The organism is Coprococcus sp. BIOML-A2, from assembly GCF_009875795.1.
Classification (GTDB): domain Bacteria; phylum Bacillota; class Clostridia; order Lachnospirales; family Lachnospiraceae; genus Coprococcus; species Coprococcus aceti.
The window spans coordinates 181,464-194,485 of record NZ_WWSI01000003.1 but is presented as its reverse complement, the minus strand read 5'-3'; the positions used below and the strand labels follow the sequence as shown (position 1 = coordinate 194,485).

General features: G+C 47.1%; 9 protein-coding genes and 3 tRNA genes. 11 read left to right on the top strand and 1 reads right to left on the bottom strand.

Going from position 1 to position 13,022, the window contains the following annotated elements:
• Nucleotides 1-34: 34 nt before the first annotated feature.
• The 11 genes from pyrH to GT575_RS07810 all read left to right on the top strand — a co-directional run bounded on the left by pyrH (nt 35) and on the right by GT575_RS07810 (nt 11,646).
• Entirely contained in the window at nt 35-733 is a 699-nt protein-coding gene (gene pyrH, locus GT575_RS07860; RefSeq protein WP_055145001.1) for a UMP kinase, read from the top strand.
• 45 nt (nt 734-778) lie between these two features.
• Nucleotides 779-1,324, top strand: a complete 546-nt coding sequence (gene frr / locus GT575_RS07855) for a ribosome recycling factor (RefSeq protein ID WP_015534829.1) — start codon at nt 779-781, stop codon at nt 1,322-1,324.
• A gap of 45 nt (nt 1,325-1,369) precedes the next feature.
• The gene (locus GT575_RS07850; RefSeq protein WP_055224115.1) at nt 1,370-2,098 is read left to right on the top strand and encodes an isoprenyl transferase; all 729 of its coding nucleotides are present in this window, start codon (nt 1,370-1,372) and stop codon (nt 2,096-2,098) included.
• Nucleotides 2,099-2,119: 21 nt separating this feature from the next.
• Nucleotides 2,120-2,917, top strand: coding sequence for a phosphatidate cytidylyltransferase (locus GT575_RS07845; protein ID WP_055224113.1), 798 nt, complete (start codon nt 2,120-2,122; stop codon nt 2,915-2,917).
• 92 nt (nt 2,918-3,009) lie between these two features.
• Nucleotides 3,010-4,152, top strand: coding sequence for a 1-deoxy-D-xylulose-5-phosphate reductoisomerase (dxr, locus tag GT575_RS07840; protein ID WP_117549061.1), 1,143 nt, complete (start codon nt 3,010-3,012; stop codon nt 4,150-4,152).
• A gap of 1 nt (nt 4,153) precedes the next feature.
• A complete protein-coding gene (locus tag GT575_RS07835) occupies nt 4,154-5,251 on the top strand; it encodes a M50 family metallopeptidase (RefSeq protein WP_055144682.1) in 1,098 nt (365 codons plus the stop codon).
• A 58-nt stretch (nt 5,252-5,309) separates the two neighbouring features.
• Complete coding sequence (gene ispG / locus GT575_RS07830; RefSeq protein ID WP_161171829.1) at nt 5,310-6,359, top strand: flavodoxin-dependent (E)-4-hydroxy-3-methylbut-2-enyl-diphosphate synthase; 1,050 nt, start codon at nt 5,310-5,312, stop codon at nt 6,357-6,359.
• A 47-nt stretch (nt 6,360-6,406) separates the two neighbouring features.
• Entirely contained in the window at nt 6,407-11,218 is a 4,812-nt protein-coding gene (locus GT575_RS07825) for a PolC-type DNA polymerase III (RefSeq protein ID WP_161171915.1), read from the top strand.
• A 130-nt stretch (nt 11,219-11,348) separates the two neighbouring features.
• Nucleotides 11,349-11,420: transfer RNA gene (locus tag GT575_RS07820), tRNA-Glu, on the top strand.
• A gap of 41 nt (nt 11,421-11,461) precedes the next feature.
• Nucleotides 11,462-11,533: transfer RNA gene (locus GT575_RS07815), tRNA-Glu, on the top strand.
• A gap of 41 nt (nt 11,534-11,574) precedes the next feature.
• Nucleotides 11,575-11,646 (top strand) — tRNA-Glu (locus tag GT575_RS07810).
• Nucleotides 11,647-11,712: 66 nt separating this feature from the next.
• Here the strand turns inward: GT575_RS07810 and GT575_RS07805 are convergent.
• On the bottom strand, nt 11,713-12,945 hold the full coding sequence (locus GT575_RS07805; RefSeq protein ID WP_015534835.1) for a peptidoglycan-binding domain-containing protein: 1,233 nt from the start codon (nt 12,943-12,945) through the stop codon (nt 11,713-11,715).
• Between the last annotated feature and the right edge of the window lie 77 nt (nt 12,946-13,022).

Genomic DNA, 13,022 nt, shown 5'->3' with positions numbered 1-13,022 from the left:
AATATGAACACAAAGGATGGATCGCGATATGAAGATGGACAGAATTCTGCTCAAGATGAGCGGTGAAGCTCTTGCCGGTGATAAGAAACATGGTTTTGACGAGGAGACAGTCAGAGATGTGTCCAATCAGGTAAAGCAGATAGTAGACAAGGGAATACAGGTATGTGTAGTAATAGGAGGAGGAAACTTCTGGAGAGGAAGAACCTCAGACAACATGGACAGAGTTAAGGCGGATTCCATAGGAATGCTGGCAACTGTCATGAACTGTATCTACACAGCGGACAGCTTCAGAAGCTGCGGAATAAAGACACACATCATGACACCATTTGTATGTGGTAATATGACTGAGCTTTTTGACAAGGACAAGGCAATCGCATATATGGAGCAGGGAGATGTCGTATTTTTTGCAGGTGGAATCGGCCATCCATATTTCTCAACAGATATGGCGACAGTGCTTATGGCAATAGAGGTTCAGGCAGATGTCATTCTTTCAGGTAAGGCCATCGATGGAGTATATGACAGTGATCCTAAGACCAATCCGAACGCTAAGAAGTATGACAGCATGAAGATGAGCGATATAGTAGACAACAAGCTCGGAGTAATAGATCTTGCCTCAGCAGTTCTTGCCATGGAGAACAAGATGCCTATGATGCTGTTTGGCCTGAATGATGAGAACAGCATAGTGAAAGCCGTTACAGGCGGTTTCACCGGAACATATGTGAATGCGGAATAAAAGGGAAAATAATAAGAAAAATATATAATCCAGGAGGAATGAATCATGTTAACACAGTACGAAGAGAAGATGCAGAAGTCAGTTGAGAATCTTGAGGCTGAGTATGCTACAATCAGAGCAGGAAGAGCGAACCCTAACATCCTCAACAAGATCAAGGTTGAGTATTATGGAGTTCCAACACCTATGCAGCAGCTTGCAAATATAACTGTTCCAGAGGCCAGAACACTGGTCATCGCACCATGGGAGCCATCACTTGTCAAGGAGATAGAGAAGGCTATCATGAATTCTGATCTTGGAATCACACCTAACAACGATGGAAGAAACATCATCCTCAACTTCCCAGAGCTCACAGAGGACAGAAGAAAAGAGCTCGTCAAGGATATCAAGAAGAAGGGTGAGGGCGCAAAGGTCGCTATAAGAAACATCAGACGTGATGCCAACGATGCCATCAAGAAGATGGAGAAGAACGGAGACATAAGCGAGGACGAGCTCAAGGACAACGAGGACAAGATCCAGAAGCTCACAGATAAGTACGTTGGTCAGATCGACAAGGCTGTTGAGTCAAAATCCAAGGAGATCATGACAGTATAATAATCATGGATATGATGTATCCCTCAAATGGAATGCGGAGAGAATATGAAGAGAGAAATTAACGGAGAATTACTTAATGTGCCGGAGCACGTGGCTGTGATCATGGATGGAAATGGCAGATGGGCAAAGAAGAGATTTCTTCCCAGAAACTATGGACACGCAGAGGGTGCGAAGGCTCTAGAGGCTATATGTGAAAATTGCGATAAGCTTGGAATAAAGTATCTTACAGTGTATGCTTTTTCCACGGAGAACTGGAAGAGGTCTGTTGAGGAAGTCACAGGTATCATGAATCTTTTCAGAAAGTACCTGGTTGACAGTATAGAGAGATCTAACAACTCCAACATGAAGGTTAACCTCATAGGTAAGCGAGAGGGCCTCCCGGAGGATATAGTTCAGAAGATGGATGAGCTGGAGAGGGAGACTGCGGGGAATACAGGACTTCAGTTCCATATAGCGATAAACTACGGTGGACGTGATGAGATTGTCAGGGCGGTGAAGAAGATCATGAAGGATGCCGATGCGGGAAAGATCAGTGCGGATGACATTGACGAGAGCCTGTTTGCGGAATATCTCGACACAAAGGGTGTGCCTGATCCTGATCTGCTAATAAGGACAAGCGGTGAGGAGAGAACATCCAACTTCCTCCCATGGCAGCTTGCATATTCTGAGTTTTATTTCACAGATACACTGTGGCCTGATTTTGACATGGATTCTCTGATAGAAGCCGTGAGGTACTACAATAAGAGAGAGAGAAGATTCGGAGATGCAAAATAGTTATCCGGAGGATATTAGTTAATGAAACAGAGAGTGATAAGTGGTGCGGTTCTGGTAGTGATACTGGCCATCACATTATATTTTGGAGGGATAGTAACATGCGGCCTTATGGCTCTGGTATCCCTTGTGGGCAATATGGAGCTGCTCAGAGTATACGGAGTGAACAAGAAGACTCCGGGAATCGTGTGTTACCTGGCGACAGTTCTGTATTATATAGCCATATACCTGGATCGTATGGACATTATTGTTCCTATGATGGTCGTATATTTATTGGTTATGCTTGCTGTGTATGTGCTGACATTCCCAACATACAGCGATAAACAGATCATGGCGGCATTTATGGATTTCTTCTATGTAAGTGTCATGCTGTCATTTGTATATCTCATAAGAAACATGGAGCATGGACTGGTACTTGTCCTGCTGATATTTGTCAGCTCATGGATAAATGATACATGTGCTTACTTCGTGGGAAGAGCCCTCGGAAAGCACAAGATGGCACCTGTGCTCAGCCCTAAGAAGAGCATAGAGGGTCTTATCGGCGGTATCGTTGGAGCAGGTGTATTCGGAGCAGTGTTTGGCATACTGTTTGATAAGTATGTAGACACCATGAACTATGCGCCATTACTTTTTGCAGTTGTCGGCGCTGTCGGTGCACTTCCGGCGGTTATTGGAGATCTGGCAGCATCTGCGATAAAGAGAAATAACGACATCAAGGACTACGGAAAGCTGATTCCGGGTCACGGAGGAATATTGGACAGATTTGACAGCATAATATTTACAGCACCGATAATTTATTATCTGCTTGTATATCTGCTGTAGGATACATGATGGGCAGTGCCCAGTGGGTTCACTGGATACTGCCTATTATATTCGGATAGATGATCCGGTAAATCCGGATACAGGAGGATAACATGAAGAATGTAGCGATAATTGGCTCTACAGGTTCAATTGGAACACAGACCCTTGAGATAGTTAGGGTTCAGGAAGATCTGAATATAGTGGCGCTTGCCGCCGGAAGTAATATAGAGCTCCTGGAAAAACAGGCGAGGGAGTTTTCGCCTGAGGTTGTGGGAATATGGAGCGAAGAGAATGCTGCGAGACTCAGAGAGTGCCTTGCGGACACTGACATAAGAGTTGTTGCGGGCATGGACGGATTGATAGAGATAGCAGAGCTTTCGTCATCAGACATCCTTGTCACGGCAATAGTTGGCATGATCGGAATAAGACCGACTATAGCAGCCATAAATGCGGGAAAGGACATAGCACTTGCCAATAAAGAGACTCTGGTGACAGCGGGACATATCATCATGCCGCTGGCGGCGGAGAAGAATGTAGCGATACTGCCTGTTGACAGCGAACATTCCGCTATATTCCAGTCCCTTCAGGGAAATGTGCACGGCGATGTGGAGAAGATACTGCTCACAGCGTCAGGTGGGCCTTTCAGGGGAAAGGATACCGCATTTCTTGAGAATGTTCAGGTGGAGGATGCGCTCAAGCATCCAAACTGGAGTATGGGAAGAAAGATAACAATAGATTCAGCAACCATGGTCAACAAGGGACTTGAGGTTATAGAGGCAAAGTGGCTCTTTGATGTGAAGCCGGAGAATATCCAGGTGGTAGTCCAGCCACAGAGCATAATCCACTCGATGGTTGAGTACAGGGATGGCGCAGTCATAGCACAGCTTGGAACTCCGGACATGAAGCTTCCGATACAGTACGCTTTGTGTTATCCGGAGAGAAGATACATGGCCGGTGACAGACTGGACTTCTGGACTATGAACTCGATTCTTCTTGAGAAGCCGGACATGGATACATTTAAGGGATTAAAGTATGCGTATTCTGCCATAGCAGATGGCGGTTCAATGCCGACTGTATTCAATGCGGCAAATGAGTGCGCAGTGGCAAAATTCCTTGACAGGAAGATACGCTTCCTCGATATATACAGGATAATAGAGGAGTGTATGGCGAGTCATACAGTTATAGAAAACCCTGACGTGTCACAGATACTTGACACTGAGCGCTGGGTATATGATTTTGTAGAAAGCAGGTGGTAGATTGAACATAATTCTCATAATTCTAGTATTTGGTGTGATAATATTTTTTCATGAGCTTGGACATTTTATTGTCGCAAAGATCAATCATATATCGGTAATTGAGTTTTCCATGGGACTTGGCCCAAAGCTCTTCTCGTTTACCAAGAAGGATACACAGTATTCACTGAGACTCATACCTCTGGGCGGTTATTGTATGCTGCTAAGCGAAGGCGAGGAAGGTCATGAGGATGACGAGAACGCATTTGAAAAGAAGTCCATATGGGTGCGTATGGCGGAGGTTCTTGCCGGTCCGTTCATGAACATAGTTATAGCATTTATCTTTTCAGCGGTCATAATCCACTTCTGTGGTACAGATCCTGCGACTATCGGCAGGGTGTACGACAGCGAGATGGCGAAGGAAAGCGAGTATGCGGATGTTGTCAAGGAGTTCAATGGAGTTTATCCTGCGGAGCAGGCCGGGATAGAGGATGGAGATACCGTCCTTGAGATCGGCGGAAGCAAGATCAAGAACTTCAGGGAGCTCCAGATATATCTTGAGATATACGGGGACGGTTCTCCTATAGACCTCAAGATGCAGAAGAAGGATGGCACGGTGTACGATACGACTGTATATCCGGTGGAGACAAGTGCAGGTTATAAGGTGGGAATCGTAAGCTGCGGTTATGTCTTGCCACAGAATTTTGGCGAGCTGATGAAGTATTCTGCCTATGAGGTTAGATACTGGGTCAAGGCCACGTTCCTGAGCCTTAAGCTCATAGTCACCAGACAGGTCAGCTCAGATGAGGTGTCCGGCCCTGTGGGTGTGGCAAAGTCCATGAACGATACGTTCAATGAGGCTGCAAAGGTCGATGTCCTTACGGTTCTCCTTAACTGGATGAACTATATAGTGCTTCTCTCGGCCAACCTTGGAATCATGAATATGCTTCCGATACCGGGACTTGACGGAGGACGTTTCCTGTTCCTGCTGATCGAGCTTATAACCAGGCGGAAGGTTCCGAAGGACAAGGAAAACATAGTCACATTTGTGGGATTTGTGCTGGTCATGATCCTCATGGTCGTAATATTGTTCAATGATATAAAGAATGTATTTTTCAGTTAAAGACAATTAAAGAAGGAGGAAAGGCGCCAGTGCTTATGTACTGGCGCTGTGAGTATATATGAAGACAAGAGAGATCCACATAGGTGACAGGGTTATAGGCGGAGGCAATCCGATACTTATACAGTCCATGACCAACACAAAGACGAGCGATGTGGAGGCTACGGTTGCACAGATACTCCAGCTTGAGAAGGCCGGATGTGACATAATCAGATGTACGATAAACGATGAGGCTGCAGCAGATGCAATCCCGGCTATAAAGAAACAGATCCACATTCCGCTTGTGGGCGACATACATTTTGACTACAGGCTTGCCATAAAGGCCATAGAAAATGGTGTGGACAAGATCAGGATAAATCCGGGAAATATCGGAGGACAGGAGAAACTGGCAAAGGTAGTCGAGGCTGCCAGAAAGAGAAATATTCCTATAAGGGTCGGTGTAAACAGTGGTTCTCTGGAGAAGAATCTCGTGGAGAAGTACGGCGGAGTGACCGCAGAGGGAATAGTTGAGAGTGCTCTTGACAAGGTGCGCATGATCGAGGAGTTTGACTATCACAACATAGTCATAAGCATCAAGTCGTCTGATGTTATGATGTGCGTGAGAGCCCATGAGCTCATCGCGGACAAGACAGATTACCCTCTGCATGTGGGAATCACGGAGTCAGGAACTGTCACAAGAGGAAATATCAAATCATCGGTGGGACTTGGAATCATACTCCATGAGGGAATAGGCGATACGATAAGAGTGTCCCTGACAGGAGATCCGGTGGATGAGATCCTGTCGGCAAAGCTTATTCTCAAGGCTCTTGGACTCAGAAAGGGCGGAGTAGAGCTTGTGTCATGTCCGACCTGTGGACGTACTGAGATTGACCTTATCGGACTTGCAAACAAGGTTGAAAAGCTTGTGTCAGACTATGACCATCTCAATATTAAAGTCGCAGTTATGGGGTGTGTGGTGAACGGCCCGGGAGAGGCCAAGGAGGCAGACCTTGGTATTGCAGGAGGCAAGGGCTGCGGACTGCTCATCAAAAAGGGTGAGATAGTTGGCAAACTCAGTGAGGATGAATTTATACCGGCGCTGAAGCGCGAGTTAGATAATTGGAGTGAATAGGATTGAACAACGAAGATCGTATTTGGGAACAAGAGAATATAGATCAGATGTATGCCGATGAGATGCAGACTCAGATGGATTATGAAGCCCAGATGGCTGAACAGGAGATGTATGAGAGCCAGATGTATGCTGATATGCAGCAGGAGAGCGCATCGTACACCCAGGCGGATGTTCACGACTCGGACTGGCATATCGCAGATGATATGGAGGAGGATGCCGAGGACGAAGACGTGGTCAGTGATGGCTCTGCAACGGCGGTTTCAGATGCCGGAAATGGGCAGGCGGAGCTCTTCATGACGGTGTTCCCCGGAGTGGAGATGACTAAGGAGCTTGCAGGTCTGTTCACCGAGGTGTATGTGACAAAAGTCACGATATATGACAGTAAAAATATCCTGCAGGTTGACATAAGATCGAGACATATAATAAGCAGACCGAATATAGAAAAGGCGGAGGAGTGTATCCGTAAGTTTGTATTTGGCAATAAAAGGTATACGGTCCAGATACGGGAACACTATACACTTTCTACACAGTACAATCTCGAAGCAATAGTCAAAGCATATCAGGACAGCATACTCTACGATATAAGATCATTCAGCAATGTGGGCTACAGGCTTATATCCAGATCGATAGGAGAACTGTACTGTGACGGAGACGCGATAACCATAGCTATAGAGGACAGTAAGATAGCGCATATACACGCTGAGAAAATAAAGGCGTATATGGAGGAGATGTTCCAGGAGAGATTTGACCTGAATGTCAATGTTGCATTTGAGTACAGTGAGGCGGACAAGGAGAAGCTGAGGAGAGCCAGTGCACTTGTTGAGCAGCAGAAGATAGATGCCATATTGAACAACCTCAGGGATCATGGCGACATCATCGTGGATGGAAAGGCCGTGGACAAGGATAAGCTCGGAGTGTCGAAGAAGGAAGATAAGAAGAGCGAGGGACACAAGCCTGATGAGAAGAAGGCTGCTCCTGCATCCTCCGGCGGCGATTCAGGCCAGAAAAATGGCGGTGAAAAGGAGAAGTTCGGAAGAAGGCGAAGATATTCAGATGATCCAGAGGTGTTCATAGGAAGAGATGTGGAGGGCAAGCTGCTTGAGATATCCAGCATCAACGATGGTATCGGAGAGGTCGTCATCCACGGACAGATCATGAGCACTGAGGAGAGAGAGCTCCGAAATGGCAAGATCATACTGACGGGATATATAACAGATTTCACAGACACCATAGGCTTCAAGATGTTCTGCAGTCCTGAGGATATGGAGGTCTACCGCGAGGAGATACAGAAGGGTAAGTTCTATAGGATGAAGGGCCTTGCCGAGTTCGACTCGTATGCCAAGGAGGTTATGATATGCCGAGTGCTCGGTATGAAGCACATTCAGGACTTCCGTGTACCTCGTATGGATACATATCCTGAGAAGCGTGTCGAGCTTCACATGCATACCAAGATGAGCGAGATGGACAGCGTGGTCGATATAGAGACCATCGTGAAGCGTGCCAGCGACTGGGGACACCCTGCCATAGCGATCACGGATCACGGTGTTGTTCAGGCTTTCCCTATAGCAAACCATACAAAGGGACTCAGAAAAGATTTCAAGATCATATATGGTGTCGAGGGTTACTTTGTCGATGACCTGAAGGATCTGGTCAAGAACTCAAGGAATCAGAGCCTTGATTCGGAATACGTGGTATTTGATATAGAGACAACGGGACTTTCCAAGAAGCACAACAAGATCATAGAGATCGGTGCGGTCAAGGTGAAGGACGGAGAGGTCGTAGATACATTCTCGGAATTTATAAATCCGGGTGTGCCTATCCCATACCAGATAGAACAGCTTACATCCATCAATGATGATATGGTAAAGGATGCGCCGATGTTCGATGTGATCGTGCCGAGATTTGTGGAGTTCTGCGGTGACGATATCGTGGTTGCCCACAATGCGTCATTTGATACGGGATTTGTGAGAATGAATGCGGAGGAGCTTGGACTTAAGTTCGACAACACGGTTCTGGATACCATGACGCTCAGCCATATACTGCTGCCGGAGCTCGGAAAATTTACTCTGGACAGAGTGTGTAAGGAACTCAAAGTCGTGAATGCGCATCACCACAGAGCCATAGACGATGCGGAGGCCACGGCGAAAGTATTCTTCAAGCTGCTCGACATGCTGAAGGAGAGAGATGTTAAGACCATGGATGATCTAAATGTCCTTGGAAGCACCTCACCTGATGCGATCAAGAAGGATAAGACATATCACGGAATCATCCTGGCAAAGAACGAGATAGGAAGAGTCAATTTGTACAGGCTCATATCTGAGTCTCATCTGACATATTTTGCGCGAAGGCCGCGTATGCCGATGAGTCTCATCAACAAATACAGAGAGGGTCTGATAATAGGCTCTGCCTGTGAGGCGGGAGAGCTGTTCCGTGCCATAGTTGATGATGCGTCGGATGAGGAGATAGTGAGACTGGTCAACTGGTTTGACTACCTTGAGATACAGCCGCTTGGCAACAATGAATTCATGACGAGGGATACAAGGAATCCAAAGACCATGGACGATCTGATCGGATACAACAAGAGGATCGTGGAGCTCGGAGAGATGTTCAACAAGCCAGTGGTCGCAACCTGTGATGTGCATTTCCTTGATCCTGAGGATTATATATACAGGGCGATCATCATGAAGAGCAAGGGCTTTGACGATGCTGATATGCAGCCACCGCTGTATTTCCGTACCACGGAGGAGATGCTGGCAGAGTTCCAGTATCTTGGAAGTGACAAGGCCAAGGAGGTCGTCATCACAAACACGAATATGATAGCGGACATGATAGAGAGGATAGAGCCGGTCAGACCGGACAAGGCGCCTCCTATCATCGAGAATTCGGATCAGACACTTACGGATATATGTTATACCAAGGCACATGAGATATATGGCCCAGACCTGCCACCTCAGGTTCAGGAGAGACTTGACAGGGAGCTGCACTCCATCATTTCAAATGGATTTGCGGTTATGTACATCATCGCACAGAAGCTTGTGTGGGATTCCAATGACCACGGATATCTGGTTGGTTCCCGAGGTTCGGTTGGATCTTCATTTGTCGCAACAATGGCCGGTATCACGGAGGTAAATCCGCTGTCGGCTCACTATATCTGTCCGAAATGCCACTTTGTGGATTTTGATTCAGAGCTTGTAAAGTCGTATTCGGGAATGAGCGGATGTGATATGCCGGACAGAGACTGTCCGAATTGTGGAACACCGCTTATAAAGGAAGGACACGATATACCATTCGAGACATTCCTTGGATTCAACGGAGACAAGGAGCCTGATATCGATCTGAACTTCTCGGGTGAGTATCAGTCGAAGGCACATGCATACACCGAGGTACTCTTCGGCAAGGGCAAGGCATTCAAGGCGGGAACCGTAGGTGGTGTTGCGGAAAAGACAGCATTTGGTTATGTGTATAATTACTTCAAGGATCACTCCAAGGAGGATCTCATGGCGGAGGCCAAGGCGTCCGGAATGGATGAGAAGGCCGCGAAGAAGTACGCTGAGGAGAATGCAACGGTCACAAAGAGAAGATGCGAGATGGAGCGTCTGGCCCTGGGATGTACCGGTGTCAGGAGAACCACGGGGCAGCATCCGGGTGGTATGATAGTCCTTCCGAGACATGAGGAGATATATTCATTTACACCTATACAGCACCCGGCAAATGATGTGACGTCGGATATTATCACATCGCACTTTGAGTACCATTCAATCGATCATAACCTGCTGAAGCTTGATATTCTCGGCCATGATGATCCGACTATGATAAGGCGTCTGGAGGATCTGACGGGACTTGATGCCACAAAGATAAGACTTGATGACAAGGATGTCATGGAATTGTTTCACAGCACAAAGTCGCTGGGGATCACACCGGAGGATATCAATGGGATACCTCTTGGAAGCCTGGGGGTGCCGGAGTTCGGAACAGACTTTGCTATGCAGATGCTTATAGATGCCAAGCCGACATGTTTCTCAGATCTTGTGCGAATAGCGGGTCTGGCGCATGGAACCGATGTATGGCTGGGCAACGCGCAGGAGCTCATCAAGTCGGGCAAGTGTACCATATCGACAGCCATTTGTTGTCGTGACGATATTATGGTTTATCTGATACACATGGGACTTGATGCCGGACTTGCCTTCAACATCATGGAGAAGGTTCGTAAGGGAATAGTGGCCAAGGGCAAATGTGACAAATGGGATGACTGGAAGGCGGAGATGGCTGCCCACGGAGTACCGGACTGGTACGTATGGTCATGTCAGAAGATCAAGTACATGTTCCCGAAGGCCCATGCGGCGGCCTATGTCATGATGGCGTGGAGAATTGCCTGGTTCAAGGTCAATTATCCGCTTGAATACTATACAGCATTCTTCAGTATCAGAGCTGATGACTTCAGCTATGAGATGATGTGCTTTGGCAAGGAGAGAGTTCTCTTCCATATCAATGAGATAAGCAAGGTGGACAAGAACAAGAGATCAGCCAAGGACGAGGGCAAGCTCAAGGATCTGAAGATAGTTCTCGAGATGTACGCAAGAGGCTACGACTTTGTTCCAATAGATATATACAAGGCAAAGGCTGACAGGTTCCAGATAATAGACGGCAAGATCATGCCATCCTTCGCATCCATAGAAGGAATGGGAGAGAAGGCTGCACAGCAGCTCTACGATGCCGCCCAGAAGGGGCCGTTCCTCTCCAAGGAGGAGATCAATGAGCGTGCAAAGATCGGCAAGGGAACCATCGAGAAGATGAGTGAGCTGGGCATCCTGGACGGAATGCCGGAGACAAATCAGCTTTCGCTGTTTGACTTTATGTAGGCTGGCGGAACAAATTAAGTCAATAATCTGAAAAAAGTTTGCAATTTTATAAAAAAAGTGCTTGCATTCTGCTTTCGTTTCTGTTATATTAAACAGGTCGCAAGCGAAGCGGCAGGATACAAGCACTTATGGTTCGTTGGTCAAGCGGCTAAGACGTCGCCCTCTCACGGCGAAAACAGGGGTTCGATTCCCCTACGAACTGCTAAAAATCGAAAGATTCAATAATTAGATAATAAGACCTATGGTTCGTTGGTCAAGCGGCTAAGACGTCGCCCTCTCACGGCGAAAACAGGGGTTCGATTCCCCTACGAACTGCTAAGAATCGAAAGATTCAATAATTAGATAATAAGACCTATGGTTCGTTGGTCAAGCGGCTAAGACGTCGCCCTCTCACGGCGAAAACAGGGGTTCGATTCCCCTACGAACTGCTAAAAGCTGAAATCATTAAGATTTCAGCTTTTTTGTGTTTTCATGCCATAGTGTGTGAAGCGGTGCTACACATTCTCCGCAATCTTCGTAACTCCCACATATATCTGTGAAATTTTATACCACGTTTTATAGTCGGTGACTCCGGTAACCGGAAGATTGAATATCTGCTGGAACTTTCTCACAGCATCAGCGGTGTTCTGACCATATACGCCGTCGACGGTTACGGTACCGATGGCAGGATAGTTGAGTGCGATCCTGGCGAGCTGTCTCTGGAGCTGGGAGACCTTGTCACCGCTTGAGCCGATGGTCAGCTCGTAGCCCGGATAAGAAGAAGGTATACCGGATATAGTCTCCGAGGTGTTGATGTATATTGTATCCCCGTAATAGTATCTGAGAATCTGGATGGCGGTAAGACCGTCGTCTGCCAGGGATTTTGACCCCCACTGTGTCATCCAGCCCGGACAGGATACACGTCTGCCGTCGCAGTATTGGGTGAACAGTGGCTGTGTAACGTTGGGCTTTGAGAGATAGTTGGCGAACATCTCATCGACGATCTGGGAGACATTTTCAAATATGGTTGCATTGTAGACCCACTTCTGGTCGAACGCGGTATTGCTCGTGATAGTAAAGTCGTATCCTTTTCCCCTGTACCACTCGGTATAGACCCTATTAAGGGTAAATGACTGTATCGCAAGTACATTTGCGCGGATGGCTGCATCAGGCCAGGTGGAATATATCTCGTTGCAGGCAACATTCTTTATGTAATCCTTATATGGAACATAGTAGTCCCTGGCGGTGGAGTCCGCCGGGGCGCCGTCATGGACAACTATGGTCTCAGGTACAACGACGCGGCTCAACACTATGCCGCCTGATGGATTCACCGGCTTTATCATGTCCTCGGCGATCTTGGGTGGATACTGCTCCCAGAGGGTGTGGGCGTCGAGAACGGTAGGGTTCGTATCGCTTCCATCGGATGGTGTCAGCTCTATGTTCTGGATCCCGTTCTCACCGGAGAATATCTGAACCCCGGAGATGAAGCGCTCGTTGTATCCGGGAGCGTTCACAAGCACGTTGTATTCCGAGTATGGCTGGTTTTCGCCAGGCTCCAGACTGTAGGCGACATCGGGGGCGGGAAGCTCTTCATCGATGACGATACCATTTTCATCGGTGATAAATTCCTCTGAGGTGGAATCGGGCATTCCCGTAGGGCTTATGTATACGGAAGCACCCTCGACGGGAAAGAAATTGTTGTTCGTTATCTGAATTTTTAGTGAGCCAACGTTATTTGTAATTGCCATTTCTTAATTCCTCATTTATAATTTGCTGTGAAAGTTTTTTAAGCAGCTTTCACAGTAAGTATATGACTAGATTTATA

Coding starts and splice junctions, on each gene's coding strand:
- pyrH (WP_055145001.1), top strand. CDS start 35: ATGGACAGAATTCTGCTCAAGATGAGCGGTGAAGCTCTTGCCGGTGAT.
- frr (WP_015534829.1), top strand. CDS start 779: ATGTTAACACAGTACGAAGAGAAGATGCAGAAGTCAGTTGAGAATCTT.
- GT575_RS07850 (WP_055224115.1), top strand. CDS start 1,370: ATGAAGAGAGAAATTAACGGAGAATTACTTAATGTGCCGGAGCACGTG.
- GT575_RS07845 (WP_055224113.1), top strand. CDS start 2,120: ATGAAACAGAGAGTGATAAGTGGTGCGGTTCTGGTAGTGATACTGGCC.
- dxr (WP_117549061.1), top strand. CDS start 3,010: ATGAAGAATGTAGCGATAATTGGCTCTACAGGTTCAATTGGAACACAG.
- ispG (WP_161171829.1), top strand. CDS start 5,310: ATGAAGACAAGAGAGATCCACATAGGTGACAGGGTTATAGGCGGAGGC.
- GT575_RS07825 (WP_161171915.1), top strand. CDS start 6,407: ATGTATGCCGATGAGATGCAGACTCAGATGGATTATGAAGCCCAGATG.
- GT575_RS07805 (WP_015534835.1), bottom strand. CDS start 12,945: ATGGCAATTACAAATAACGTTGGCTCACTAAAAATTCAGATAACGAAC.